Source organism: Pseudoduganella guangdongensis (assembly GCF_009857475.1).
Taxonomy (GTDB): Bacteria; Pseudomonadota; Gammaproteobacteria; order Burkholderiales; family Burkholderiaceae_D; genus Rugamonas; species Rugamonas guangdongensis.
The window spans coordinates 25,533-51,780 of sequence record NZ_WWCJ01000031.1 but is presented as its reverse complement, the minus strand read 5'-3'; the positions used below and the strand labels follow the sequence as shown (position 1 = coordinate 51,780).

General features: G+C 66.6%; 19 protein-coding genes and 1 pseudogene. 7 read left to right on the top strand and 13 right to left on the bottom strand.

Annotation, left to right across the window (positions count from 1 at the left end; translation table 11 throughout):
• Window positions 1-889 (bottom strand): annotated as a pseudogene (locus GTP41_RS25860) (hypothetical protein); the annotation flags it as partial.
• Between the two features lie 115 nt (window positions 890-1,004).
• Here GTP41_RS25860 and GTP41_RS27560 point away from each other — a divergent pair.
• Both GTP41_RS27560 and GTP41_RS25855 read left to right on the top strand, forming a co-directional pair.
• On the top strand, window positions 1,005-1,265 hold the full coding sequence (locus tag GTP41_RS27560) for a hypothetical protein (protein ID WP_229503082.1): 261 nt from the start codon (window positions 1,005-1,007) through the stop codon (window positions 1,263-1,265).
• 13 nt (window positions 1,266-1,278) lie between these two features.
• The gene (locus tag GTP41_RS25855) at window positions 1,279-3,558 is read left to right on the top strand and encodes a catalase (RefSeq protein ID WP_371867421.1); all 2,280 of its coding nucleotides are present in this window, start codon (window positions 1,279-1,281) and stop codon (window positions 3,556-3,558) included.
• Window positions 3,559-3,573: 15 nt separating this feature from the next.
• On the opposite strand, the gene GTP41_RS25850 is transcribed toward GTP41_RS25855, so the two are convergent.
• The 3 genes from GTP41_RS25850 to GTP41_RS25840 are packed head-to-tail and all read right to left on the bottom strand — an operon-like array spanning window position 3,574 to window position 9,289.
• Window positions 3,574-6,699: an efflux RND transporter permease subunit gene (locus GTP41_RS25850; protein ID WP_161028473.1), complete on the bottom strand. Its 3,126-nt coding sequence runs from the start codon at window positions 6,697-6,699 to the stop codon at window positions 3,574-3,576.
• A 12-nt stretch (window positions 6,700-6,711) separates the two neighbouring features.
• Entirely contained in the window at window positions 6,712-7,869 is a 1,158-nt protein-coding gene (locus tag GTP41_RS25845; protein WP_161028472.1) for an efflux RND transporter periplasmic adaptor subunit, read from the bottom strand.
• 16 nt (window positions 7,870-7,885) lie between these two features.
• A complete protein-coding gene (locus tag GTP41_RS25840; RefSeq protein ID WP_161028471.1) occupies window positions 7,886-9,289 on the bottom strand; it encodes an efflux transporter outer membrane subunit in 1,404 nt (467 codons plus the stop codon).
• Window positions 9,290-9,429: 140 nt separating this feature from the next.
• Here GTP41_RS25840 and GTP41_RS25835 point away from each other — a divergent pair, with 140 nt between their 5' ends.
• On the top strand, window positions 9,430-10,791 hold the full coding sequence (locus GTP41_RS25835) for a DUF1800 domain-containing protein (protein WP_161028470.1): 1,362 nt from the start codon (window positions 9,430-9,432) through the stop codon (window positions 10,789-10,791).
• 13 nt (window positions 10,792-10,804) lie between these two features.
• Window positions 10,805-12,049, top strand: a complete 1,245-nt coding sequence (locus GTP41_RS25830) for a DUF1501 domain-containing protein (protein ID WP_161028469.1) — start codon at window positions 10,805-10,807, stop codon at window positions 12,047-12,049.
• A 176-nt stretch (window positions 12,050-12,225) separates the two neighbouring features.
• On the opposite strand, the gene GTP41_RS25825 is transcribed toward GTP41_RS25830, so the two are convergent.
• From GTP41_RS25825 to GTP41_RS25790, 8 genes are all read right to left on the bottom strand, one after another.
• Window positions 12,226-13,041 carry a response regulator gene (locus GTP41_RS25825; RefSeq protein ID WP_161028468.1) on the bottom strand — a complete coding sequence of 272 codons (816 nt, stop codon included), beginning with the start codon at window positions 13,039-13,041 and terminating at the stop codon, window positions 12,226-12,228.
• Window positions 13,023-14,384 (bottom strand): hybrid sensor histidine kinase/response regulator, encoded by a 1,362-nt coding sequence (locus tag GTP41_RS25820; RefSeq protein WP_161028467.1) that lies wholly within the window; start codon window positions 14,382-14,384, stop codon window positions 13,023-13,025. Before GTP41_RS25820 ends, GTP41_RS25825 begins: the two co-directional genes overlap by 19 nt.
• Before the next feature lie 42 nt (window positions 14,385-14,426).
• On the bottom strand, window positions 14,427-15,137 hold the full coding sequence (locus GTP41_RS25815) for a 2OG-Fe dioxygenase family protein (protein ID WP_229503088.1): 711 nt from the start codon (window positions 15,135-15,137) through the stop codon (window positions 14,427-14,429).
• Between the two features lie 59 nt (window positions 15,138-15,196).
• Window positions 15,197-17,251, bottom strand: coding sequence for a TonB-dependent receptor (locus tag GTP41_RS25810; RefSeq protein ID WP_443094245.1), 2,055 nt, complete (start codon window positions 17,249-17,251; stop codon window positions 15,197-15,199).
• Complete coding sequence (locus GTP41_RS25805) at window positions 17,232-17,720, bottom strand: DUF6702 family protein (RefSeq protein ID WP_161028465.1); 489 nt, start codon at window positions 17,718-17,720, stop codon at window positions 17,232-17,234. The genes GTP41_RS25810 and GTP41_RS25805 overlap by 20 nt, the downstream gene beginning before the upstream one ends.
• Window positions 17,717-20,095: a M1 family aminopeptidase gene (locus GTP41_RS25800; RefSeq protein ID WP_161028464.1), complete on the bottom strand. Its 2,379-nt coding sequence runs from the start codon at window positions 20,093-20,095 to the stop codon at window positions 17,717-17,719. The genes GTP41_RS25805 and GTP41_RS25800 overlap by 4 nt, the downstream gene beginning before the upstream one ends.
• Before the next feature lie 132 nt (window positions 20,096-20,227).
• The gene (locus tag GTP41_RS25795; RefSeq protein WP_161028463.1) at window positions 20,228-21,226 is read right to left on the bottom strand and encodes an alpha/beta hydrolase; all 999 of its coding nucleotides are present in this window, start codon (window positions 21,224-21,226) and stop codon (window positions 20,228-20,230) included.
• Window positions 21,227-21,376: 150 nt separating this feature from the next.
• On the bottom strand, window positions 21,377-21,832 hold the full coding sequence (locus GTP41_RS25790) for a MarR family winged helix-turn-helix transcriptional regulator (RefSeq protein WP_161028462.1): 456 nt from the start codon (window positions 21,830-21,832) through the stop codon (window positions 21,377-21,379).
• Window positions 21,833-21,955: 123 nt separating this feature from the next.
• On the opposite strand from GTP41_RS25790, the gene GTP41_RS25785 reads away from it, so the two are divergent.
• The 3 genes from GTP41_RS25785 to GTP41_RS25775 all read left to right on the top strand — a co-directional run bounded on the left by GTP41_RS25785 (window position 21,956) and on the right by GTP41_RS25775 (window position 25,757).
• Window positions 21,956-22,267: a hypothetical protein gene (locus tag GTP41_RS25785; RefSeq protein ID WP_161028461.1), complete on the top strand. Its 312-nt coding sequence runs from the start codon at window positions 21,956-21,958 to the stop codon at window positions 22,265-22,267.
• 39 nt (window positions 22,268-22,306) lie between these two features.
• Window positions 22,307-23,374 (top strand): HD domain-containing phosphohydrolase, encoded by a 1,068-nt coding sequence (locus GTP41_RS25780; protein ID WP_161028460.1) that lies wholly within the window; start codon window positions 22,307-22,309, stop codon window positions 23,372-23,374.
• 67 nt (window positions 23,375-23,441) lie between these two features.
• Window positions 23,442-25,757: a CHASE domain-containing protein gene (locus GTP41_RS25775; protein WP_161028459.1), complete on the top strand. Its 2,316-nt coding sequence runs from the start codon at window positions 23,442-23,444 to the stop codon at window positions 25,755-25,757.
• A 3-nt stretch (window positions 25,758-25,760) separates the two neighbouring features.
• Here GTP41_RS25775 and GTP41_RS25770 read toward each other — a convergent pair whose 3' ends face one another.
• Window positions 25,761-26,117: a carboxymuconolactone decarboxylase family protein gene (locus GTP41_RS25770; RefSeq protein WP_161028458.1), complete on the bottom strand. Its 357-nt coding sequence runs from the start codon at window positions 26,115-26,117 to the stop codon at window positions 25,761-25,763.
• Between the last annotated feature and the right edge of the window lie 131 nt (window positions 26,118-26,248).

The window sequence follows — 26,248 nt, the reverse complement described above, 5'->3', positions numbered from 1 at the left end:
GGCGCGCCAGCGCGAGGCGGGCCGCCAGCTGGTCCTCGGCTTCCGCCGTTGCCGCCTGCTGCGCCACCAGCTGGCGCGCGGCATCCAGGCGCTCGGCGGCGGCGCGTTCGGTACGGCTGCGGCTTGGCAACTGGCTGGCCTCGGCCTGCTGCTGCGCCGCCCGGCGCGCCGCCTCCAGGCGCTCGGCCAGGGCCTGCGCCGCCAGATCCTGCGCGCGCGTGCTCTCGAGCTGGCGCAGCTCGGCCACGCGCAATTCCGCCGCGCGCTGCTGCTGCGTATCTTCCAGCGCATTGTCGGCCAAGGCCTCTTGCGCCGCGCGCCGCGTCTGCGCCAGGCGCTCGGCGGCAGCGCGCTGCTGCACCGTGAGTTCCGCCAGGTTGGGCGAGGGCGCAAAGGCGGGCCCCGGGGCCGGGGCGGGCCCCGCCTCCGCTTCCGCCGGCAGCAACCCTTGCGCCGCCTGCGCCAGCCGGCCGATCGTATTCTCGAGCGCACCCAGCGCGCCTTGCGGTGCCGCGCGGAAAGCCGCGTTGAGCGTGTCCTCGCTGGACGCGAGCGCGCCATCGCTGCCGACGCCGATCCCGGCCTGCGCCAGCACCGGCCGCTGCGCGAACAGCACGCTATTTAGCGCCGGCGGCGCATTCGCGTTCACATTCGCCGTCAACTGCTGCGCCGCGCTGGCAAAGGCCGCCGCGTCGCCGCCATTGGCGGCCAGCTCGCGCACATTGCGTTGCGCCAGAACAAGGTTGGACAGGAAGAGGCCAAGCGAGGACACCGTCGGCGCGCTGGCGGCAGCGGCCGCCGCAGCTGGCAACGATGCCGGCTCCACCCGCGTTGGCAGGCTGGCCGGCACCGGCGCGGTCGCGCCGGCAACTGGATCGACGGGAATCATGCCAACAAGGTTGCCAGAAAACGCTGGCGCACATCGTTAGCTGGCGCACGGTGGATGCAGCGGGACGGCCTTATCGTGACCCTTCCACCCAACATTCACGAGAAGGATACTGATCATGGATCACAACATCAGCAAAACCGACAATCCCGCCAAAGACCTGCGCGCCGGCGTGCACAGCACGATTGACAAAGTGGCGGACAATATCAGCACGATCGGCGACACCATGGGCGTGCGCGGCGAGCAGCTCAACGCCGCCTACAAACGCTTCGCCGAATCCGGCCGCAACTACGTGCGCAAGAGCCCCGGCACGTCGCTGCTGGTCGCGCTGGCGGCCGGCTACGCCGTCTCCAAGCTGCTTGGCTCGCGCAAGCACTGAGCGGGAGAGCGCCGTGCCCACCTCCAAACCCGACCCGGCCAAGCGCGGCGCTGCATTGGCCGCGCAGTTTCCCTATAACGTCAATAAAGTAGCCGAGCATGGGGCGGGTGTGCCGCCGGCCGGCGCTGCGAGCAACACCAGCGACCCGCTGCAAACGGCCAGCACGGCCAGCGAAAGCGCCGTTTCGCCCAAGGTCGGCGACGGCGTGCCGCCGCAGGGGGTGAACCCGAACAACGGCCCGCTCGACCGTGTGCGCACCGACAGCGGCGGCCAGGTGCTCAGCACCAACCAGGGCGTCGCGGTTGCCGACAACCAGAACTCGCTCAAGGCCGGCCTGCGCGGGCCGGCACTGCTGGAAGACTTCATCCTGCGCGAAAAGATCACGCACTTCGACCATGAGCGCATTCCCGAGCGCATCGTGCACGCGCGCGGCTCGGCGGCGCATGGCTATTTCGAATGCTATAAGGAGTTGTCCGCCCTGACGTGCGCCGCGCCGTTCGCGGCGGCGGGCAAGCGCACGCCGGTCTTCGTGCGCTTCTCCACCGTGGCCGGCGAACGCGGCTCCACCGATACCGCGCGCGACGTGCGCGGCTTCGCCGTCAAGTTCTATTCCGACCAGGGCAACTGGGACCTGGTCGGCAACAACATCCCCGTTTTCTTCATCCAGGACGCGATGAAGTTCCCCGACCTGGTGCACGCGGTCAAGCCCGAACCGCACAACGCCATGCCGCAAGCGGCCAGCGCGCACGACACCTTCTGGGATTTCGTGTCGCTGATGCCGGAATCGATGCACATGCTGATGTGGGTCATGTCGGACCGCGCCATCCCGCGCAGCTACCGCACCATGCAGGGCTTCGGCGTGCACACCTTCCGCCTGGTGAACGCGCACGGGCAATCGCAGTTCGTGAAATTCCACTGGCAGCCCAAGCAGGGCACGCACTCCCTGGTGTGGGACGAGGCGGTGCGCATTTCCGGCGCCGACCCCGACTTCCACCGGCGCGACCTGTGGGAAGCGATCGAGCAGGGCGAATATCCGGAATGGGAGCTGGCGCTGCAAGTGTTCAGCGAAGAAGACGCCGCCGAATTCCCCTTCGACGTGCTGGACCCGACCAAGATCGTGCCGGAGGAAATGGTGCCGCTGCAGGTGGTGGGGCGCCTGGTACTGGACCGCAATCCGGACAATTTCTTCGCCGAGACCGAGCAGGTGGCGTTCTGCGCCGCCCACATCATCCCCGGCATCGATTTCAGCAATGACCCCTTGCTGGCCGGGCGTATCCATTCCTATGTGGACACCCAGATCAGCCGCCTGGGCGGACCGAACTTCCACGAACTCCCGATCAACGCGCCGCTGGCGCCGGTGCACAACAACCAGCGCGACGGCATGCACCGGCAAGCCATCCACCGGGGCAGGGTCGCCTATGAACCGAACTCGCTGGGCGGCGGCTGCCCGTTCCAGGCCGGGCGCATGGGCTTTATGAGCTTCCCGCAGCCGGTGGAAGAGGACAAGGTGCGCGGCAAGCCCGAACTGTTTGCCGAGCACTATGCGCAGGCCCGCCTGTTCTGGCACAGCCAGACGCCGGCCGAGCAAATGCATATCGCCCACGCCTTCAGTTTTGAGCTGAGCAAGGTGCAGGTGCCGGCCATCCGCGAACGCACCCTGGCCATGCTGGTGAATGTGGACGCCGCGCTGGCCGACATGGTCGCGCTGCGGCTCGGCACCCTGGTGCCCGACCCGCAGCCCATGGCCTATGCCGGCGAGCTGCCGGCGTACCCGCCGTCGCCCAGCCTGTCGCTCCTGTCGCGGCCCGGCGCAAGCGGCATCCATGGCCGCAAGGTCGCGATCCTGGTGGCGCCCGGCGTGGATGAGGTGATGGTGGCCACCCTGCAGGCTGAGCTTGAAGGGCAGGGCGCGGTCACGCGCCTGGTCGGCCCGCACGTCGGCATGGTCGGGGGGCTGGAAGCCGACATGTCGCTGGAAACCGGCCCCGCCGTGGTGTTCGACGCCGTCGTGGTGCCGGACGGCGAGGTGGCGGCGGACGATCTGTCCGGCAATGCGCTGGCAGTGGAATTCGTCACCTTGCAGTACCGCCACTGCAAGCCGCTGATGGTGGTGGGCGCCGGTGCCGGGCTGCTGGCGGCGGCCGGCATCCCGGCCACCTTGCCCGATGGCGCGCCCGATCCGGGCCTGGTGGGCAGCACCCCGGCCGACCTGCCGGCCGCGCTGGCCGCCTTCGTGCAGGCACTGGCCAGCCACCGCGTATTCGCGCGCGAGACGGACCCGCCGCGCGTGTGAAGCGTCTAGCCCACGTCAGCCACCGGGGGCAGCTTCGTTGGTGGACACGGAATCAGCGCTCGTGGCGTGGTGGTGGGGCTTTTTCACCTTGCGCACCAGGCGCTGGAACAGGTGCTCGGCGTCGTCGACGTAGGTGAAGACGGCGGGCACCACCAGCAGCGACAGCAGGGTGGAGGTGATCAGGCCGCCAATCACGGCAATCGCCATCGGCGAGCGGAAGCTCGGGTCGGCGCCCCAGCCCATGGCCAGCGGCATCATGCCGGCGCCCATGGCGATGGTGGTCATCAGGATCGGCCGGCTGCGCTTGTGGCAGGCGTCGACCAGGGCGTCGAAGCGGCTCATGCCCTCGGCGCGCGCCAGGATGGCGTAGTCCACCAGCAGGATCGAGTTCTTGGTCACAATCCCCATCAGCATGATCAGGCCGATCATGGACGGCATCGAGAGCGCCTTCTGCGTCACCAGCAGGGCGACGAAGGCGCCGCCGATCGACAGCGGCAGCGCGGCCAGAATGGTCAGCGGCTGCAGGAAATCGTGGAACAGCAGCACCAGCACGCCGTAGATGCACAGCACGCCGATCAGCATGGCGATGCCGAAGCTGGCGAACAGGGCTTGCATCTCCTGCGTGTCGCCCAGTTCAGCCTTGGTCACCGTGGGCGGCAGGTTCTTCATCGAGGGCAGCTGGCGCGTCTCCTCATCGAGCTCGCCCAGGGTGCGGCTGCCCAGCTCCACGTCGAGCGTGACGTTGCGGCTGCGGTTCAGGCGGTCGATCTGGGCCGGGCCGGATTCCATCGTGATGCTGGCGACGTTGGCCAGCATGACCGGGCCGTTGCGGCCCGGGACGGTCAGGCGGCCGATGGCGTCCAGGTCGGCGCGCACGCTGTCGGGCAGCTTGACGCGGATCGGCACCTGGCGTTCGGCCAGGTTCATCTTGGTCAGCTCGAAGTCGTAGTCGCCGGCGGTGGCCACGCGCACCGTTTCGCCGATGGCGTTGGCGGTCACGCCCAGGTCGGCGGCGCGCGCAAAGTCGGGGCGCACGATGATCTCGGGGCGCACCAGCGAGGCGCTGGAAGTAACGTTGCCGATGCCCTGCAAGGTGCGCAGGTCGCGTTCCACCTTGCGCGCCGAGTCGAGCAGGGCGACCGGGTCTTCCGAACGCAGCACCAGCTGCATCTTGACGCCGGTGTCCGGCGGGCCGACGGTGAAGCGGGCGCCGGGCAGGTTGGCCAGCTTGTCGCGGATCATATTGTCGATGTCGGAGATCGATTCGCTGCGCTCGCTGCGGTGCTTGGTGGTGATGGTCAGCACGGCGCGGCGCGCTTCGGCCGCCGCGCCCGGGGCGAAGGCGTCGCCCGAGGAGCCGCCGCCGATGGAGCTGAAGACATTGGTCACCGGCTTCACTTCCATGATGGCCAGGCGCGCGCGTTCTGCAACGGCGCGCGTCTCGGCCAGGGTGGAGCCGGGCGGCAGTTCCAGGTTGACCATGGTCTGGCCGCGGTCGGCCGGCGGCACGAAGCCGGTCGGCAGCAGGCCCACCAGCATGATGGAGCCGATGAAGAAGGCGCCCGCCGCCAGCGCGGTCTTGCCGCGGTTGTTCAGGCACCAGCGCATGGTCTGCATATAGCGCTGCATGATCCAGCCGTCTGCCTGCACCGGCTTGCTGGTCGGTTTCAGCAAGTGGGCCGCCATCATCGGCGTCAGCAGGCGCGCCACCACCAGGGAGGCCAGCACGGCGATCACGGCGGTCCAGCCGAACTGCTTGAAGAACTTGCCGGGGATGCCGCCCATGAAGGCGGTCGGCAGGAACACGGCGACCAGGGCGAAGGTGGTGGCGATCACCGCCATGCCGATTTCGTCGGCCGCTTCCATGGCGGCCTGCATCGGGCTTTTACCCATGTGCAGGTGGCGCTCGATGTTTTCGATTTCCACGATGGCGTCGTCCACCAGCACGCCCACCACCAGGGCCAGCGAGAGCAGGGTCACGGTGTTCAGGGTGTAGCCCATCCAGTACATGCCGAGGAAGGCCGGCAGCACCGACAGCGGCAGGGCGGAGGCGGCCACCAGGGTGGCGCGCCAGTCGCGCAGGAACCACCACACCACCAGCACCGCCAGCAGGGCGCCTTCGTACAGCAGCTCCATCGAGCCGTCGAAATTCTCGTCCACCGGGTCGGCGTTGTCGATGGTTTCCGTGACGGCGATGGTCGGATGCGCCTTGCGCAGCTCCTCCACCGCCGCGCGCGCGTCGGCGGCAACCTGGGTCTCGCTGGCGCCCTTGGTGCGGAAGATTTCAAAGGCCACCACCTTCTTGCCGTCCTGCGTCGCTTCCGAGCGCGGTTCGGCGATGGTGTCGCTGACCTTGGCCACCTGTTCCAGGCGGATGTGGCGGCCGTCGCCCAGCGGAATGTCCATCTGCGCCAGCTCCTGTGCGCTGCGCACGGTGGCGATGGTACGCACCGATTGCTCGGCGCCGCTGATGTCGCCGCGCCCGCCCGGCGCTTCCTTCTGCACCTGGCGCAGCATGCGCGACACGTCCAGCGCCGAGACGCGCAGGGCGGCCATGCGGTCGTCGTCGAGTTCCACGCGGATCTCGCGCGTCACGCCGCCGACGCGCTTGACCGCGCCCACGCCTTTCACCGACAGCAGCTTTTTCGAGACGGTGTTGTCGACGTACCAGCTCAGGTCGGCATCGTCGATCCGCGTGCCCTCCTTGGGGGCGGCGACGAAGGTCAGGATCACGCGGCCGGCGGTGGAGACTTTGCTCACCACCGGGTCGCGCATTTCGCCCGGCATGTCGGCGCGCACCTGGGTCACGGCGTCGCGCACCTCGTTCACCGCGTCGGACAGGTTTTTCTCGAGGATGAATTCGACCGTGATGGTGGCGGTGCCGTCCAATACCTTGGAATAGATGTTCTTCACGCCTTGCAGCGTGGCGACCGAGTCTTCGATCTTGCGCGCCACCTCGGTTTCCAGCTGGGCCGGCGCGGCGCCGGGCAGGGAGGCCGAGACGGTGACGATGGGCAGTTCAATATCGGGGAAGTCCTGCACCGGGTTGGCCACATAGGCCATCCATCCCGCCAGCGAGAGCAGGATGAAGAGCATGATGGCGGGAACCGGGTGCTTGATCGAGAGGGCGGAAAAATTCACGGCGCCTCCCTATCAGCGGGCCGGGGCCGGCTTGACGGCGGCGGCGGCCTGGCCCGGCGCGGGCGCGCCGACATTGCGTACCAGGTCGCCGTCGTTCAGGAAGCCGGCGCCGGCGGCCACGATCAGCGCCTCCGGCGCCAGGCCGGACAGCACTTCGATGCGGTCGCCCACGCGGCGGCCCGGCTGCACCTTGACCTGGCTCACGCGCTGGTCCTGGTTCAGGCGGAACACGTAGCTGAAGCCGTCGCGCACGGTGATGGCCTGCTGCGGCACGGTGAGCGCGTCGGAGGAGCCCAGCTCGAACTGGCCGGTGGCGAACATGCCGGCCTTGAACGGCGGCTGCTTGCCATGATTAGGGGGCAGGTCCACATACACCAGGGCGGAGCGGGTCTGCGGGTCGATGGTCGGCGCCACCATGCGCACCTTGCCGGTCAGTTCGCTGCCGTTGGCGGCTTTGACCAAGGCATTGGCGCCGATCTTGATGCTGCGCAGGTCGCTGGCGGTGACTTCGGCGCGCCACTCCAGGCGGCCCTGGCGGATCATGCGGAACAATTCGGTGCCGGGACCGGCCACGGCGCCGACGGTGGCATTGCGCGCCGAGATCACGCCGGCGTCGGGCGCCAGCACCTTGGTGTAGCGCAGGCGCAGTTCGGCGGCCGCCAGCATGGCGCGGGCGGAAGCGGCGCGCGCCTGGGCGGTGGCTTCGGCCGTGGTGTACTGGCTGATTTGCTGGGCGCTCAGGGCGCCCGTGCTTTCGATCGAGCGCGCGCGGTCGGCGTTGGCTTTTGCTTCCGCGGCGGCGGCTTGCGCTTCCATCAGCGCGGCCCTGGCCTGCGCCACTTCGGCTTGCGGGGTTTCCGGCGCGAACACGGCCAGCACTTCGCCTTTCTTGACTACATCGCCCACGTTGACCTCGACCTCGGACAGGCGCAGGCCGTTCGACTCGCTGCTGATGATGGCTTCCTGCCAGGCGGCGACGTTGCCGTTGGCGGTCAGGCGGATCGGCAGGCTGGTTTTCTGCGGCTTGACCGTGCTAACGGTCAGGGATGGTTTGGCGGCGGCCGGCTTCTTGTCGTCGGCCACGGCGACGGGCGCCTGCGCCAGGGCGGCGAGGGCGCTGGCGACAGCGATGGCGGCAATGGCGGACGGGGTGCGGTGCAGTGGTTTCATAAAAATTTTTCCGGTCTCAAGGGGCGGCGGGCGCGGTCCAGCCGCCGCCTGCTGCGCGGTACAGGGCGATCCAGGCGGCGCTGCGTTCGCGCTGCAAGCTCACCACCGTGTTTTCTGCCGCCAGCCGGGTGCGGCGGGCGTCTTCCAGTTCGAGCAGGCTGGCCAGCCCGTTCTTGTAGCGCTCCTCAGTCGCGCTGAAGAAGGTGCGGTAGCCGTCCAGCGCGGTCTGCGCGTCGGCGGCGCGCTCCTGGGTACTTTGCAGAGCCACCAGCGCCTGTTCCACTTCGGCCACGGCCTGGCGCACGCTGGCCTTGTAGGCGCTGACCGCCGCCTCGTAGCGGGCGCGCGAAGCGTCCACATTGGCGCGGCGCACGCCCCAGTCGATGATGGGCAGGGTCATTTGCAGCGGGCCGATGGTCCACACATTGGCGGTGATGTCGCGCCCTTCGCTATGCAGGCGGCCGCGCCCCACGGAGCCGGTCAGGCCCAGGCGCGGCAGGCGGTCGGCGCGCGCGCTGGCCACATCGTGGCTGGCGGCCGCCAGTTCGCGCTCGGCATTGAAGACGTCGGGGCGCTGCGCCAGCACCTGGGCCGGCAGCGAGTCGATGGCCACGCCGGAGGCGGGCGACAAGGGGGCGGCGGCGGCGCTGTCGGCCAGGCGGCTGCGCAGCTCCGGCTCGGTGATGGCGGTCAGCGCCACCAGCACTTTCAGTTCGCTGTCGCAGGCGGCGCGCTGGGCCACCGCGCGGTTGTTGCCGTCGGCGGCGCTGGCGCGCGCCAGCGCATTGGCGGAAGGCGACTGGAAACCGGCCTTGGTGGTGATGTCAGTCAGGCGCGCGGTGTGGGCGCGCGAGGCGGCGTCCATGCGCGCCACGGTCAGCAGCTTCTGGCAGGCGCGCAGGCTGTAGTACTGGTTGGCCGTTTCGGCCGCCACGCTGACGCGTGCCTCGTGCCAGCCGGCCTGGGCGCCTTCGGCGCGGGCGATGGCCGCCTGGCGGCGCGCGCGGCCGCCGCCGAACAGGTCGATCTCCCACTGCGCCTGGGCCAGCAGCTGGGTGGTGGTATTGGTGGCGGCGTCGGCCGACTGCCGGCTCATGCGGGTCGAGGTGAGCACGCCGGTCAGGGACGGGGCGAGGGCGGCGCCGGCTGCCGTGCGCTCGGCGCTGGCGGCGGCAAAGCGCGCCTGGGCGCTGGCAATGGTGGGACTGGCCGCCTGCGCGGCTTCGATCAGCTGCACCAGCAGCGGGTCGGACTGGCGCTGCCACCAGTTGGCCAGTTCACCCGTGCTGCCGTTGTGCGGCAGCGGCGTGTGCCATTGCTGCGGCGCGTCCTGCACCACCTTGCTCGCGGGCCCGGTCACGCCGCAGGCGCTGAGCGCCAGCGCGGCAAATACGGTTAGCGTGCCCTGGATTCTTTTCATGCTTCCCTTTCATTATGCGCAACGTGAATTAAAGCATATAAATCAACTAATTAACATCCCGATACAAAGGAGTCTTTGCCTTTAATTCGGCGCTTAGCGTATAAAGAAATCCAGCCAATTCATTGTATCGGGACGACACCATGCGACTTCGTTTGCTGCTGGCCGCCGCGGCGCTGCTTTCCCCCCTTGCCAGCTGGGCCGCGCCCCTGGCCGGCGACCAGGCCGCCGTGCATGTGCTGAACCGGGTGGCGTATGGGCCGCGTCCGGGCGATATCGACCAGCTGCGCCAGTCCGGCGTGCAGGCCTACATAGAGGAGCAACTGAACCCGCCGGCCCTACCGCTAGCGCTGGCGCAGCGCCTGGACCAGCTGGAAACCCTGAAGTGGAGCGCCGGCGAAGCCCTGGCCAAATTCCAGGAAGCGCGCGGCATGGAGCAGGGCGCGCGGCGCGCAGTGGTGGCGCAAATGGCCTCGGAGGCGGCGCAGGCGCGCCTGCTGCGCGCTATCGAAAGCCCGCGCCAGCTGGAGGAGGTGATGGTTGACTTTTGGTATAACCACTTCAACGTTTTCGCCGGCAAGGGCCAGGACCGCGCCCTGGTGGCGAGCTACGAGCGCGACGCCATCCGGCCCTACGTGTTCGGTTCCTTCCGCCAGATGCTGGGCGCCACGGCGCGCCACCCGGCCATGCTGTTCTACCTGGATAACTGGCTGTCGAAAGCCGGCGGCCTGAACGAAAATTACGCGCGCGAGCTGATGGAGCTGCATACGCTGGGGGTGGACGGCGGCTACACGCAGAAGGACGTGACCGAGCTGGCGCGCATGCTGACCGGCTGGACCTACGCGCCGCGGCGCGACGCGCAGTTCGTGTTCGACCCGCGCCGCCACGACAACGGCGCCAAGACCTGGCTGGGCAAGCCGGTCACGGCGCGCGGCGTGGCGGAGGGCGAGTACGCATTGGACGTGCTGGCCGCGCACCCGGCCACGGCGCGCCACATCAGCCGCAAGCTGGCGCAGTACTTCGTGGCCGACACGCCGCCCGCCGCGCTGGTGGAGCGCATGGCGCAAACCTGGAGCGCCAGCAACGGCGATATCCGCGCCGTGCTGCGCACCCTGTTCGCCAGCCAGGAATTCATGGACCAGCAGTACGCCGGGGCCAAGTTCAAGACCCCTTACCAGTACGTGGTGTCGGCAGCGCGCGCGGCGGCCCTGCCGACGGGCGAGGTGAAGCCGCTGGTGGGCATCCTGGGCCGCCTGGGCATGCCGCTGTACGGCTGCCAGACGCCGGACGGTTACAAAAATACGGAAAGCGCCTGGCTCAATCCGGATGGCCTGGGCCGCCGCATCAGCTACGCGGTGACGCTGGCGGGGGCCGCCGACGCCGGCACCTTGCAGCAGGCGCTGGGCCCGGCGATTTCCAAGCGCACGGCCGACATTGTGGCCGACAGCAATGAGCGCCTGCGCGCCGCCATGCTGCTCGGCAGCCCTGATTTCATGCAGCACTGACCCGGAGCCCGCTATGCAACGACGCCAATTCCTGAACGCTTTTGCCGCCAGCGCCGGCCTGCTGCTGCCCCTGGGACCGCACGCCTGGGCCGCCACCCTGGCGCCGGGCAGCGCGGCGCCCACGGCGAAAAAGCTGATCGTGGTCATGCTGCGCGGCGCGGTGGACGGCATGAACGTGGTGGCGCCGGTGGCCGACCCTGAATATGCGCGCCTGCGGCCCAGCATCGCCCTGGCGCGGCCAGGGCAGGAGGACGGCGCGCTGGACCTGGACGGCTATTTCGGCCTGCATCCGGCGCTGGCGCCCTTGCTGCCGTTGTGGCAGCAGAAGAAGCTGGCCTTTGTGCACGCCAGCGGTTCGGCCGATGCCAGCCGCTCGCATTTCGACGCGCAGGACTATATGGAGTCCGGCACACCGGGCGTGAAGGGCACGCAGGACGGCTGGATGAACCGCCTGCTGGGCGCTTTGCCGGGGGAAACCACGCCCACGCGCGCGCTGTCCATCGGCCCGCTGATGCCGCGCATCCTGGCCGGCGCCATGCCCGCCACCAACCTGGCCAACGGCGCCGCCGGCACCCGCGCCACGCCGCTCGACCGGCCCGCCGTGGGCCGCGCCTTCGACCGCCTGTATGCGGGCCATGAGCGCTACGGCAAGGTCTACAACGACGGCCGCATGGCGCACCAGGAAGTCATGAACGCGGCCAACGGCGGCATGCTGGCCGAAATGCAGGCGGCCGATAACGGCGCGCCGCTGCCGAACGGCTTTCCCGACGATGCTGCCCGGCTGGCAACGCTGATGCGCAACAAGCCGGATATCCAACTGGCCTTCATTGCGCTGGGCGGCTGGGACACCCACGCCAACCAGGGCGCGGGCAAGGGCCAACTGGCCAGCCGCCTGCAGCCGCTGGGGCAGGGGCTGGCGACCCTGGCGCAGCGCCTGGGGCCGCTGTTCGACGAGACGGTGATTGTGGTGATGTCCGAATTCGGCCGTACCGCGCGCGAGAACGGCAACCGCGGCACCGATCACGGCCACGGCAACGCCATGTGGCTGCTGGGCGGGAAAATCCAGGGCGGCAAGGTGGCGGGCGAGTGGCGCGGCCTGGCCGAGGCCCAGCTGAACGAGGGGCGCGACCTGCCGGTGACGACCGACTTCCGCCAGGTGCTGGCGCACGTGGCGGAGCGCCACCTGCGGCTCGACGGCAGCGCCCTGGCGCGCACTTTCCCCGGCCTGCCGGCGGGGGCGGGACTGCAGCTGATTTAAGCGCGGCGCGCTGCGCTGCCAGGTGCTAGACTGGACGCAGGAGGTTGCAATGCTGAGATTTCTCTGGAAACTCATCAGTGACGACGAGCGTTCGGAAGACGTGATGGCGCTGTTGCTGGTGGTGTTTAGCCTGGTGGCACTGGGCTGGTTCTCGCTGGGCTAGGGGCGGATTCACGCTAAGCCAGCAGGGCGTCGATCGCCGCCACCAGTTGCTGCGGCTCGAGCGGGTGCGTCAGCATGCTGCGGCGCCGTCCCGCGCCCAGGGTGCCCAGGTCCTCGTCATCGTCCGGGCGGATCAGCAGCACCGGCAAGCCCGGCGCCATCTCCAGCGCATCGGCCAGGAAGGACAGGCGGTGCGCTTCAAACAATCCCAGGTCGCAGACCGCCAGCTCGTAGGCATGGCCGTCCAGCAGGGCGCCCGCTTGCGCCGGGTTGACGGCGCTGTTTACCGCATAGCCGGTGTGGGCCAGGATGGCGGCCACCAGGCCGGCGTTTTCCGGCGCGGCGTCGAGCAGCAGCACGCGCCCACGCGGCGCGCCCTGCGCGGAAGGCGCGGGCGCTGCGGTTACCGGGGCGGGCGCCGCAGACGGGGCGCCCGACTGCGGCACGGCGCCGGCGCGCAGCTGCGGCGGCAGGAAGGTTTCCAGCGCCGGGAGCAGGACGTCGGGCTCCAGCGACTTGGGCAGGCAGCCGGAAAAGCCGGCACGGCGCAAGGCGGCGCAACCGTCGGTCACCGGCAGTGCGCTGGCGGCCAGGATGGGGATGGCGCGCGTGGCCGGGTCGGCGCGCAGTTTGGCCACCACGCCCAGGCCGTCCAGCTTGGGCAGGTGCAGGTCGCACAGGATCAGGTCGGGCCGTTCGCTGGCGGCCAGCGCGCAGCCCATCTCGCCGTCCGTCGCCAGCAGCGGGCGATGGCCGAAGGCCTGCAGCAGGTAGGTCATCAGGTCGATATTGGCCTGGTTGTCCTCGATGATCAGGATGCGTGCCGACATTTGAGCGCAAGCGTAAAGGTGCTGCCTTTGCCGAAATCGCTGCTGAAGAACAGCGAGCCGCCCAGCAGGTTGGCCAGGTTCTGGCTCAGGTACAAGCCCAGGCCCGCCCCTTCGGCGTGCCGGGTCGAGGTGCTGTCCAGCTGGGAGAAGGCCTGGAACAGTCTGGCCTGGTCTTCCTCCTTGATGCCGCTGCCGCTGTCGATCACATTGAATTCAGTGATGTCCTGGCCCTGGTCGTCCTTGTGCGTCGACAGGGTCAGCTTGACCATGCCTTTTTCCGTGAACTTGATGGCGTTGTTGGCCAGGTTGATCAGGATCTGGGCCAGGGCGCGGCGGTCGGTCTGCAGCATGATGGGCTGCTGCGGCAGCTCGATGAACACTTCCAGCCCTTTTTGCGCGGCCAGCGGGCGCAGGGTGTCGGCCACTTCGCCCATCAGCTGCTGGCAGTGCACCGGCTCCAGCGACAGGGTGACCTTGCCGGCCTCGATCTTGGCCACGTCCAGGATATCGTTGATCAGCGACAGCAGGTGGCGCGCGCTGGAGCGGATGGTGTTGAGCTGGCGGTCCTGTTCATCGGTCAGGGGACCGGGCAGCTTCATGAGCAGGGCGCCGGTGAAGCCGATGATGGCGTTCAGCGGCGTGCGCAGCTCGTGCGACATATTGGCGATGAAGGCCGACTTCATGCGGCTCGCTTCCGCCAGCTCCAGGTTCTTCAGCGCGATTTCGCGGTTGGTGATCTCCAGCTCGCCGGCGTGGTGCGCCAGGCGCATATTCAGCTCGATCACCTGCCGCTCGCGCGCCTGCAGTTCGCTGTTGACCTGCACCGCCTGTTCGTAGGTGGAGATCAGCAGGTCGAGGATTTGCTGCCGCTCGGCGTTGATGAAGTGCTTCTGGTCGCCCAGGTAGAGGGCGATGCCGACCTCCATATTCGCGTTCTTGCGCAGTTTCTGGTTGACCAGCATCTGGCCGATGCGGTTCAGCAGGTAGTCCTCGGCATAGGGCTTGCGGATGAAGTTGTCCGCGCCGCATTCAATGCCGCGGATGATGTCCTTGGGGTCGGTCAGGGAGGTGACCAGGATGACCGGGATATCGCGCAGTTCCGTGGCGGCCTTGATGGCGCGGCACAGCTCATAGCCGTTCATTTCCGGCATGACAATGTCGGACAGCACCAGGTGCGGCTTGCGCTCGTGGATTTCGGCCAGGGCCAGTTTGCCGTTGGCCGCCACCCGGGCGCGGTAGCCGGTGGACTGGATCAGCCGGCGCAGGCGCTCGGCCTGGGTCGGACTGTCTTCCACGATGAGTACTTCCAGCTCATCGGGCGCGATATCGTAGCTGGAGTCCAAGACGCCTCCTGAATGGTTGGGTGTTCAGACTATACCGTTTTTTTAACCGCCTTGGAAACCGCCATCGCGATAGGTGAGCACCAGGGTGTCGCGGTGGCCATGGCCGGCGAGCGGCTGGATCGGGGTGGATTCGTGGATGACAGCCGCATCATCAAGTAGTAAAAGCGTCCAGGGCTCGGTCATGGTGAAGCGCTTGCCGTTCGGGCCGTCGGCCTCGAAGACCCGGGTTTCGCCGCCCTTGATGCCATGCCGGCCCACCAGCAGCACAGCCACGAAATCGACGCCGTCGCGGTGCGCCCCTTCCGGGGTGGGGCGGCCGATGCCGTCGGTGGTGTCGATGCGGAACTGGTGGGCTTCCACATACCAGGGGCCCTGGCCGCGCACCTGGCCGCAGGCCTGGCCGATGGCCGCCAGCAGCTTGTGCCAGGCCGGGCTGGCCACAGTCTGCTCGCCGACCGGCTCGAACAGGCGGCGCATGCCGCCGTGCAGGGCGTTGTATTCGACCGGCTGCCAGTGGGCGCGGTGCGCTACCTGCTGCAGCGCGGCGCCGTCCTGCACGAAGCAGGAATGGCGGCGGCGGCGGTAGCGGCCGCCGTCCTTCAGGTAGTTGTCCGGGGCCAGGTCGTCCCAGGCCGGGACCAGGGCGTTCAGTTCATCCAGGGTGCAGTTGGCCAGGATGGCCACGTCGGCCGGCTTGAGCAGCGCGTAGCCGGCGCTGCGCAAGGTGTGGATCAATTGGGGCAAGGGCGTCATCATGCCCTTATTGTACTTAAATGGCGCTCCACGCGTGGCCAGACCCCTGGTTTCCCGGTTTAGAAGGCGCGGCTCAAGCTGGCGCGGAAGGAGCGCGCTTCGATCGGGTGGAAGTGGACGTCCGCCCGGGCTGCATCCTCGCCGCGCAAGCGCGATTCGTAGAAGTAGTCGATGGCCGAAACCTTGCGGTTGGCCAGGTTGAAGCCTTCCAGCTCCAGGGTGGTGCGGGCGTCCAGCTTATAGGCCAGGCGGCCGTTGAGGGTGGCGCTGGCCTTGGAGCGGACCGAGTTGTCCTCCACCAGCGGGCGCGGGCCGAACCAGCGCAGGCGCAGGGCGCCGGACCAGGGCCCGGCCGGGGTGAAGGTGGCGGCCAGCTGGGCCACGCCTTCCACCGCGCCGGGGATGCGCTCGCCTTCTCCCGGCCCGCTGTGGCGGAAACGGCCGCGCGCGAAGGCCAGGTCGGCGTCCAGCGACAGCCATTTGGCCAGCTTGTAATAATTGGAGAATTCAATGCCGTAGCGCCGGCTCGGGCGGCCGGCCTCGGTGCTGCCGGCATCGCCCAGGTAGACCAGTTCGGAGTCGAAATCCAGCTTATAGATGGCCAGCACGGTCTGCAGGCCTTTCACCGCCTCGCTGCGCAGGCCAAACTCCATGCCGCGCGATTTGGCCAGCGGGGTGGCCGGGTCCTGCGCCTGGGTCACGCCGCGCGCATCGTTGCTGTGGAAGCCGCGTCCGGCGTTGAAGTAAAACTCGGTGCGCGACCAGGGGCCGAAGGCCAGGCTGACGCTGGGGCTGAACAGGGTGGCGTCGGCACGCGCGGCGCCGCCGGCATCGCCATCGCGCCCGCGCACGTCGAAGCGGTAGCGGTCCAGGCGCAGGCCGGCTTCGCCGCGCAGCCAAGGCGCCAGGCGCAGGTGCTGCTCCAGGTAGAGGGCGGCGCTGGTTTCCGCGATATGGTCGGCGCGCGTGGTTTCCAGCACGCGGCGCGCCTCGGTGTGCTGCAGCGCGTTGAAGATATTGTCGTTCTGCGCCTGTACGCCCACGGTGGTGTGCCAGGCCATGTCGCCGGCGTGTTCGTGCCAGCTGTGGCTCGCTTCGAAACCGCTGGTCACGCGCCGGTCGGGCTGGGCGAACTGGTCGCCGTGGAGCGGGTCGTCCAGGAAGTAGGTGAAATTGGAGAACAGCTCCAGCCGGTTGTTGATGATGTAGGCGCTGGCGCGCGTGGTCTGCTGCTCATCGCTGCGGGCCCAGGCGGCGGACAGGCTGAAGCGGCGCGCCTGGCCGCCATCGGTCAGGTCGACGCCGTCGAAACGGCCCAGCAAGCCGCTGTCGACGGCGCGCTGCGGAATCTGGTCGGTGGCGTTCCACGCGCCGCGATAGGCCATGGCGGTGACGGTGTAGCCATTGTTGGCAAAGCCATCGCTGTAGCGCAGCACCGCATTCAGCTTGCGGAAGTTGTCGCCGCGCGTAAAGGGACCGTCGTTGTGCACCGCCTCCAGCGCGTACAGCCAGGCTCCCGGCGCGTCCGCGACCGCGCGTTCGCGCGTGCCCGCCAGCAGGACGCGGCCATAGCCACCCTGGCCGGCGCTCAGGCTGGCCTGGTCCTGCGCCAGGCGGCTGGAGTAATGGATCGCCGTGGCGCCGGCCGAGGAAAAGTCCCCCGTGCTGGCGTTGTACGGCCCCTTGTTGTAGTCCAGCCGCGCCACCAGTTCCGGGATGATGAAATTGAGGTCGGTCCAGCCCTGGCCGTGCGCATGGCTGCGCTGGTTGACCGGCATGCCATCGACCGTGGTGCGCAGGTCGGTGCCGTGGTCCAGGTTAAAGCCGCGCAGGTAGAACTGGTTGGCCTTGCCCTCGCCGCTATGCTGGCTGGCCACCAGCCCCGGCGTCGCCTCCAGCAGTTCGCCGGGACGGTATATGGTGCGCGCCTCCAGCTGGCGCCGGGACACGCTGCCCATGCCGGCCGAATCGGCCACGCCGACCTGGCTGGCGCGCGCGCCCTCGATCAGCACGCGTTGCAGGAAAGGGTCGTCGGCCTGGGCGGCCGGGGGCGCGAGCACGCCTGCCAGCGCCAGGGCTGGCAGCGGCGCGCGCTTAAGGAAGCGGTTGTTCACGGCGTTCGCGATTGAAAACGATGGATGCGGCAGGGCGGCCGAAACCGCTCACGTTCACATTATTGGCTTGTTGCGGCAGGAAGTCGGTCAGCACCGCGTTGAGCAAGGCGGCGCCCGCCGGCAGCGAGGTGCTCTCGATTTCCTGGAAGACGTTGATGGTGTCGACATTGGCCTGCATGCCGACCCATTGCAAGGGCAGGGGCTTGCCGTCGACGGAGATGCGGAACTGCTTCTCGATATAGCGGCGGAACACCGCCTGGTCCTCCTCCAGGCCAAGGTCGAAATGGCGCTGGTACAGGTTCATCAACAGTGCTTCCACATCATGCGCCGTGTAGGTGTGCACCACCTCCGTGTTGCCGGAACGGGGATTGAAGCTGATCTCCGTTAAACCTACGTGGAAATTATGGGCTTGCGCGGCGGCGCTGCACCAGAGCAGCGCCGCCCCGAGGACGGCTTTGAAACGCATCATTCCTTCTTGGCGCCTTCCGCGTCGGACTTCTCATCCTTCTTCTTCAGCGGGGTCTTGAAGTCCTTCATCATGTTCTCGCCGCCCGGACGCGACTTGAACAGCTCCAGGCGCGAAGGGGTGATCTTGCGCGGCCAGGCGTTGTTGGACTGGTCGATGTCGGCGGTTTCCCAGTACGGGTCCTGCACCAGCGACACCAGCGGCTCGTCGGTGACGATGACCTTGGTGATCTTCTTCGGCGAGTAGCGCCACACTTCGGCCGGAATGCGCTCGACGTACTTCTTGCCCGACTTCAGTTCGATCTGCAGCACCAGCGGGGTTACCAGGCCGCCCAGGTTGGAGAAGTCCACCAGGTACAGGTGCTTGCCCTGCGCCAGCAGGTCTTTTTCCCACTGTTCCAGGTCGGCGCTCTGCTCGGCGAACTTGTTGCGGTCCACATTGGTCACGGTGAAGTCGTCGTGCTCGTTGTAGAAGTCCTTCAGCTGCGGCTGCTCGTCCACCTTGCGCACCATGCCTTTGTTGCGCTGGTCGATGATGGAGACCGGCTCGCCGTCGCGCTGCGCCTTCTTCCAGGCCTTCTCGACTTCCGGATTCTTGGTGCTCACGCCGTATTCGGTGATGCCGTCGATCGACACGTCGACCGGATCGGTGGTGTAGAACCAGCCGCGCCAGAACCAGTCAAGGTCGGTGCCGGAAGCGTCTTCCATGGTGCGGAAGAAGTCGGCCGGGGTAGGGCGCTTGAACTTCCAGCGGCGCGCGTACTCGCGGAAGGCGTAATCGAACAGCTCGCGCCCCAGCACCGTCTCGCGCAGCACGTTCAGCGCGGCGGCCGGCTTGGCATAGGCGTTGTTGCCGAACTGGAGCAGCGACTCCGAGTTGGTCATGATCGGCACCTGGTTCTTGGAGCGCATATAGTCCACGATGAAGCGCGGATCGCCGCGGCCGGTCGGATAGTTGTCCTCCCACGCCTCCTGGGCCAGCGACTGCACGAAGGTGTTCAGGCCCTCGTCCATCCAGGTCCACTGGCGCTCATCGCTGTTGATGATCATCGGGTAGTAGTTGTGGCCGACCTCGTGGATGATCACGCCGATCAGGCCATACTTGGCGCGCTTGGTGTAGGTGATGTCGCCGGTCTTCTTATCCTTCACCGGGCGCGGGCCGTTGAAGGAGATCATCGGATACTCCATGCCGCCCACCGGACCGTTGACCGAGATCGCCGTCGGGTAAGGGTAGTCGAAGCTGTACTTGTTGTACTGCTCGATGGTGTGCACGATGGCCGCCGTCGAATACTTCTCCCACAGCGGGTTGCCCTCTTTCGGGTAGTAGGACATGGCCATGACGTTGGTGCCGTCCTTTTTGTAGCCCTGCGCGTCCCAGATGAACTTGCGCGACGACGCCCACGCGAAATCGCGCACGTTCTTAGCCTTGAAGTGCCAGGTCTTGCTGCCCTTGGCCACCGACTTTTCGGCCTGCTCGGCTTCCGCCTGGGTCACGATGACGACCGGGGTCTTGCTGGTGCGGGCCTTGGCCAGGCGCTCGCGCTGGGCGGCGCTCAACACCTCGTTCGGGTTTTGCAGCTCGCCGGTGGACGCCACGATATGGTCGGCCGGCACCGTGATCTGCACGTCATAGTCGCCGAATTCCAGCGTGAACTCGCCCGCGCCCAGGAACTGCTTGTGCTGCCAGCCGTAGACGTCGTAGTAAGCCGCCATGCGCGGGAACCACTGCGCGATTTCGAACAGCGCGTTCTTGTCCTCGCTGAAGTACTCGAAGCCCGAGCGCCCGCCCAGCACCTTCTGCTCATTGATCTTGTACGACCAGTCGATGGAGAAGGTGAACTTCTCGCCCGGCTTCAGCGGCTGCTGCAGGTCGATGCGCATCATGGTCTGGTTGACGGTGTACTTCAGCGGCGCACCGCCGGACGCCTTCACCGCGCCGATCTTGAAACCGCCGTCGAACTCACGGCCGGCCAGGATGCCGCGCAAGCCCTCGAATTTCATGCCCTCCTCATCGCTGCGGGCGCGGCCCCAGGCCTCGCGCGACGGCGCGGTCAGGGTCATGCGGGCATCGGAGTCCGGCTTGTAGATATTCTGGTCCAGCTGCAGCCACAGGTAGTGCAGGGTATCCGGCGAATTATTGTGGTACGTGACCTGGCCGCTGCCGCTGATGGCGCGGTTCGCCTCATCCAGCGTAGCGCGGATGGTGTAATCCGCACGCTGCTGCCAATACGCATGGCCCGGCGCACCGGACGCGGTGCGGTACTGATTAGCGGAAGGCAGCAGCTCCTCGAGCTGGCGGAACTTGTCATCAAAAGGCTCGGCAGCAAAGGCCGAAGCCGTCAGGCAGAGTGCGGCTAAACCGACGTGAATACGCTTCATCGAATCCCCAGGCGAATGTTATTAAATGCTGGGCTATTCTAGGGGAGCTTGCTATAAAACACTTTATTTATTTGTAAAAATCCTGAAACAAACAAATGGGGACGTACCCCATTTGTTTGGCAACTTTCCTTATTACTTCAGGCGATAACGCAGCTCCTGGCCGGCCTGGCGCATGGCGGCCTGGGTGCCGGGGACTTTGGCCAGCACGTTCAACAGGCCGAAGTCGTGGATCATGCCGTTGTAGCGGATGGTGGTGGTCTCCACGCCCGCCGCATCGAGCTTCTTGCCGTAGGCTTCGGCTTCGTCACGCAGCACGTCGAACTCGGCGGTCTGGATCAGGGTTGGCGGCAGGCCTTTCAGCTGTGCGGTGCTGGCTTGCAGGGGCGAGGCGTAGATCTCCTTGCGCTGTGCGAGGTCGGTGGTGTAATTGTCCCAGAACCATTTCATCGCATTGCGGGTCAGGAAATGGCCGTCCGCAAACTCCTTGTACGAAGCGGTGTCGAAGTTGGCATCGGTCACCGGCCACAGCAATACTTGGGCGCGCAGCTTGGGCTGGCCCTGGTCTTTGGCCATCAGCGCCACCACGGCCGCCATATTGCCGCCGACGCTATTGCCGGCCACGGCCAGACGCTTGCCATCGACATTGATTTCCTTGCCGTTGCGGGCCACCCACTTGGTGGCGCCATAGGCTTGCTTGATGGCGACGCCGTAGCCCGCTTCCGGTGACGGGGTGTAATCGACGAAGACGGCGGCGGCGCCGGAATTCACCACCAGGTCGCGCACCAGGCGCTCATGGGTCGGGAAATCGCCGAGCACCCAGCCGCCGCCGTGGAAGAACATGAAGACTGGCAAGGTGCCCTTGGCGCCAGCCGGGCGCACGATGTGCAGACGCACCTTTTCGCCATCGATTTCAACGACCTTGCTGCTGACATCGGCAGGTGGAAGCGGCGCGCCCTTCTGGGCACCGACCAGCACTTGCCGCGCATCGGCCGGGCTCAGCGATTCGAGCGGGGCGCCGCCTTCGATGGCTTTCAAGAACTGCGCAGTCTGCGGCTCCACCCCAGGCAGGCTGGCAGCGAAGGCGGAAGCGGTGAACAGGGACAGGGCGGAAGTGGCAAGAACGTTTTTCATGGTGGCTCTCCTTTAGTTGGCGATTAAATCGTGTACTACTTAATTGGTTTTAAAAAATGTCCACCTTTAGACCAGGAAGAAAAGTGGACATTTCTTCGCGGAACAAAATGTCCACATTTCTTCCTGACCCCAGGACGGACATTTGAGGGGTCAGGCGTTGTTCATCAGGCTGGCTCGCAGGACCGACAGCTCGCGCTGCAGGCGGATCACTTGCTCCAGGTCGCAGCCGCTGGCATTTAATACACAGGCCGGCAGCTTGGCGCCCTCATTCCGCAACTCGCTGCCGTGCGGGGTGAGGGCGATGATCACCTGGCGTTCGTCTTGCGGCGAGCGGGTGCGGGTGATCAGCTCGGCCTGCTCCATCCGCTTGAGCAGCGGGGTCAGCGTGGCCGAGTCGAGGAACAGGCGTTCGCCCAGGGCGGAAACGGTCTGCTCGTTCTGCTCCCACAACACCATCATGACCAGGTATTGGGAGTAGGTCAGGCCCAGCTTGCGCAGCAGCTTGCGATACAGCTTGTTCATCGCCAGGGACGTCGAGTACAGGGCGAAACACAATTGCTGGTCGAGCTTGGGAACTTGTTCCAGGTTGGGGGTCTTGGTGTCCATGTGAAGCAGTATAGATAGTGTGCGATTTAATTGCAAGCGAATTTTACCGCTGACCTTGCTACGGGGACTTTCTTTGACTATGGTTAAAGTGCCCGTAACCTGCGCTGGGCAAAGGGGATGACAATGAATCAAATGAATCACTATCATTCTGCCGCGTATCCGGTGCCCGATCAGCGCGGCCCGGAGCCCGAGCTGTTCCTGGTGGAGCTTGACCCGCAGCGGGTGGTCGATGGTGTGCGCTATGACGACAACTACCTGGCCGATGATGTGCTGGCCTGCGGCACCATGCGCGAAACCTGCCCGATCTGCGAGGAGGGCCACCTGCAGCTGGTGCTGCGCCAAAAGAATGTGCGGGTGGCGCATTTGTTCTGCATCGAGTGCACCCGTTGTTTCGGCGCCTTCCTGCCGGATGGCACGCCGGCCTTGTCGGACTGAACATTCCTGCGTCAAGTTCCTGTGCGGTATCATGCCGCCATGACTAGCCCACTCCCAAAGCCGTTGCTGCTGATCGTTGATGGATCGGCCGACCACTTGCGCCAGCTTAGCCATTTGCTGGAGGACCGCTACACCGTGCGCACCGTGCAGGACTGCGACACGGCCCAGGCCCTGGCCCAGCAACTGCCGCGGCCCGACCTGATCCTGGTGGACGTGCTGCACGATGGTTTTACCGTGTGCCAGGGCTTGCGCGCCAACCCCGACACCGCCAGCATCCCCCTGATCGCCATGATCGAGCGCGGCCGGCCGGAGCTGGAGAGCCGCGCCTTTGCCGAAGGCGTGGCGGACGTGGTGGCGCGGCCCTTGGTGCCGGAGCTGCTGCACGCGCGCATCGCCACCCACCTGCAGCTGCGCCAGGCGCGCGCCCAGGTGCAGCGCCAGCGCGGCCAGTTGCGCGAAATCAGCCAGATGGCCGATGCCGCCGTCTGGGCCATCGCCAGCCTGGCCGAGTGGCGCGATGAGGAGGACCCGTCCCACCTGCGCCGCATCCAGCACATCGTGCTGCTGCTGGCGCGCCGCCTGCAGGGCAACCCGCGTTTTGCCGACGAGCTGGTGGAGCCCTACCTGCCGCTCTTGTTCAAGGCGGCGCCGCTGCACGATATCGGCAAGGTGCGCATCCCGGACGCGATCCTGCTCAAGCCGGGCCGCCTGACGCCGGAGGAATTCGCGGTCATGAAGCTGCACACCGTGCACGGCCGCGACGCCATTGCCGGGGTCGAGCGCGAGCTGGGCTACTCCAACGCCTTCCTGCGCTTTGCGCGAGAAATCACTTACAGCCACCAGGAGCGCTACGACGGCTCCGGCTATCCGCAGGGCCTGGCCGGGGAGGCAATTCCCGTTGCCGCGCGCCTGGTGGCGGTGGCCGATGTGTACGATGCGCTGGTGTCGGAACGGGTCTACCGCCCGGCCTTCACGCACGAGACGGCCATCGAACTGATCCGCCAGGGCAGCGGCGAGCAGTTCGATCCGGATGTGGTCGATGCCCTGCTCGCTTCCGAGGAGGCAGTGCGGGAAATTGCCGCTCGATACCAGGGCGCGACAATGTAAAATTTCCCCGGCGCATTGCGCATTTCCCTATGCTATAGTCGTTCACACTATCCCGTCCGGAGCAAGCATGCGCATACACGGATACCTGGCCTTCATCGTCGGTATTTGCGTCACCGTGTGGGTCTGCATGTTTGTTATCGATGTGCAGGACCGCCAAACGAGCGAGACCTTCCAGCGCGACACGCAAAAGATTTCGCGCGACACCCAGGTGCGCCTGCAAACCTACTTCGACATGCTGCTGAGTATTAAAGGCGTGTTCGCGGTGGATGACGATGTCTCGCGCCTGGAGTTCACCCGCTATGTGCGCGAGCTGGACCTGAAGCGGCGCTATCCCGGTTTCCAGGCCATCCAGTTCGTGCGGCGCGTGCCGGCGGCCCAGCTGGAAGCCTACACGGCGCGCATCCGCGCCGACGACAGCCTGCAATCGGGCGGCTATCCGGACTATAAAGTACACCCGTCCTCGGTGCGGCGCGAGCATTTCCTGATCGAATACAACGAGCCGATGAAGGGCAATGAAAATGCCTTCGGCCTCGACCTGGCGGCGCTGCCGCCGCACTTCCAGGCGCTGCAGCTGGGCAAGGTCACCGGGCGTGTGGTGGCGACCGAGCGCATTACCCTGGTGCAGGACAACAGCGGCCAGCCCGGCTTTGTCGCGCGCGCGCCGATCTATAAGCGCGGCGCCTCGCTGCTGACCGAGGCCGAGCGCGACGCCGCCCTGGTCGGCTTTGTCGCCATCGTCTTCCGCGTCAATGATTTGATGTCGGAAGTGATCGACAGCCCCATGCTGCAGCATATGTATATCAGCATCAACGACGCCGGCTACCTGAACGGCGGCGGCAGCAAGCCGCCGTCGGTCGATAACCTGATGTTCGACAGCTTCGGCAAGGTCGGTTCCGGCAAGCGCTTGCCGGCCGTCCCGGGCCTCACGGCCAGGGTACCGCTGGACGTGGGCGAACGGCGCTGGGTCATGACCTTTGAAGGGCACGAGGGCGAACGCTATGGCCGCGACCTGGTGCTGGTGTCCGTCATCGGCCTGGCCGGCTTTATTATCAGCGCCTTGATCGGCGCCCAAATCATGACCTTGCAGCGACGCCGCGCGCTGGCGCAAAAACTGCGCGTGACGGCCGACGAATTGCGCGCCTTGCAGGACAGCGCGATCGTGGGCATCGGCCTGATCGCCAACGGCGTCATCGTGCGCTGCAATAGCGGGCTGGAAGAGATGATGGGATACAAGCCGGGCGAGCTGACCGGGCGTTCCAGTTCCGTGCTGACCGCCGGGTACGGCGATCCTTTCGAGCTCGGTCCCGATGGCGGCAATATGCATTTCGAACTGGAGCTGGCAGGCGCCAACGGCAAAAAGCTGTGGTGCATGGTGAATGGCCGCATGCTGGACCCGAAAGATGCGCGCAAGGGCTGCGTCTGGGTCATCATCGATATCACCGAGCGCAAACAGGCCGAAGCGGCGCTGGTCGATACCAAGCATGGCCTGGAGCGCAGCCTGACCGAGCTGGCGCTGCAGAAGGCCAATGTGGAAAACGCGCACAAGGATTTGTCGGCCGTGCTGCTCACGCTGAAACAGGCGCAGGCCAGCCTGATCACGTCCGAGAAAATGGCGTCGCTGGGCGCGCTGGTGGCGGGCATTGCGCACGAACTGAATACCCCGATCGGCAACAGCCTGCTGACGGCGACCGCGCTGAGCGATATGTGCCGCGAGTTCGAGCGGCAACTGGGCGAGGGCGGCATCAAACGCTCCGCGCTCGACACGCACCTGAAGGATGCGCGCATGGCGTGCTCCATCATCACCAATTCGCTGACGCGCGCGGCCGACCTGATCCACTCCTTCAAGCAGGTGGCGGTCGACCAGACTGCCGACAAGCGCCGTTCCTTCAACCTGTACGGTGTGGTGCACGATACCCTGGCCACCTATTCGGCCCAGCTGCGGCGCGCCAACTGCGAGGTGAAGGTGAATATGCCGGAAGCGCTAAGTTTCATCTCTTACCCCGGCAGCGTGGGACAGGTGCTGAGCAACTTGATCCAGAATGCGCTGATGCACGCCTTTGAAGGCCGCGAGCATGGCCGCATCACGATCAGCGTGGGCGAGGTGGACGAACACTCGGCCGAGTTGCGTTTCGCGGACGACGGCGTGGGCATGAACCCGCGCACCCTGCACCAGGTCTACGATCCCTTCTTCACCACCAAGATGGGGCAGGGCGGCTCGGGCCTGGGCATGAACATCGTCTACAACCTGGTGACCGGCGTGCTGCGCGGCACGATCCGGATCGAATCGGAGCCGGGCCAGGGCACGACCGTCATCCTGACGCTGCCGCGCAAAGTGCCGGCGCGTGAAGAGCTCGCCGAACACGACCTGCTGCACATGCAGTAGGGGCTAGGCGGCGGCCTTGAATTCTTCGTAGGCCGCGATGGCGTTGGCCGCGTACATCAGCGATGGTCCGCCGCCCATATAGACGGCCATGCCCAGCGCCTCCTCCACTTCCGCCTTGCTGGCGCCAAGCTGCACCAGCGCCTTGGCGTGGAAGCCGATGCAGGCGTCGCAATGCCCCGCCACGCCCAGGGCGAGAGCGATCAGTTCCTTGGTTTTCTTATCCAGCGCCCCATCGCGCGTGGCGGCCTTGGCCAGGGCGCTGAAGCCCTGCATGACATCGCCGATATCGGCGCGCAGGGTGGACAGGTTGTTCGACACCGACTGCGTCAGCGCGTGGTAATTGGGGGGGAATGTGCTCATTCCCGGAGTCTAGCACCGAGCTTTTTTCGCCAGACTTAAGCTGGATCAAGAAAATCAAATAATGGCCTGCTGAGGGTACGCGCTCACTATATTTAGTGTGTAAGATTTAAAAACACACAACATATAGTGGT

Coding starts and splice junctions, on each gene's coding strand:
- GTP41_RS27560 (WP_229503082.1), top strand. CDS start 1,005: ATGGATCACAACATCAGCAAAACCGACAATCCCGCCAAAGACCTGCGC.
- GTP41_RS25845 (WP_161028472.1), bottom strand. CDS start 7,869: ATGAAACCACTGCACCGCACCCCGTCCGCCATTGCCGCCATCGCTGTC.
- GTP41_RS25840 (WP_161028471.1), bottom strand. CDS start 9,289: ATGAAAAGAATCCAGGGCACGCTAACCGTATTTGCCGCGCTGGCGCTC.
- GTP41_RS25835 (WP_161028470.1), top strand. CDS start 9,430: ATGCGACTTCGTTTGCTGCTGGCCGCCGCGGCGCTGCTTTCCCCCCTT.
- GTP41_RS25830 (WP_161028469.1), top strand. CDS start 10,805: ATGCAACGACGCCAATTCCTGAACGCTTTTGCCGCCAGCGCCGGCCTG.
- GTP41_RS25825 (WP_161028468.1), bottom strand. CDS start 13,041: ATGTCGGCACGCATCCTGATCATCGAGGACAACCAGGCCAATATCGAC.
- GTP41_RS25815 (WP_229503088.1), bottom strand. CDS start 15,137: ATGACGCCCTTGCCCCAATTGATCCACACCTTGCGCAGCGCCGGCTAC.
- GTP41_RS25805 (WP_161028465.1), bottom strand. CDS start 17,720: ATGATGCGTTTCAAAGCCGTCCTCGGGGCGGCGCTGCTCTGGTGCAGC.
- GTP41_RS25800 (WP_161028464.1), bottom strand. CDS start 20,095: ATGAAGCGTATTCACGTCGGTTTAGCCGCACTCTGCCTGACGGCTTCG.
- GTP41_RS25795 (WP_161028463.1), bottom strand. CDS start 21,226: ATGAAAAACGTTCTTGCCACTTCCGCCCTGTCCCTGTTCACCGCTTCC.
- GTP41_RS25790 (WP_161028462.1), bottom strand. CDS start 21,832: ATGGACACCAAGACCCCCAACCTGGAACAAGTTCCCAAGCTCGACCAG.
- GTP41_RS25785 (WP_161028461.1), top strand. CDS start 21,956: ATGAATCAAATGAATCACTATCATTCTGCCGCGTATCCGGTGCCCGAT.
- GTP41_RS25780 (WP_161028460.1), top strand. CDS start 22,307: ATGACTAGCCCACTCCCAAAGCCGTTGCTGCTGATCGTTGATGGATCG.
- GTP41_RS25775 (WP_161028459.1), top strand. CDS start 23,442: ATGCGCATACACGGATACCTGGCCTTCATCGTCGGTATTTGCGTCACC.
- GTP41_RS25770 (WP_161028458.1), bottom strand. CDS start 26,117: ATGAGCACATTCCCCCCCAATTACCACGCGCTGACGCAGTCGGTGTCG.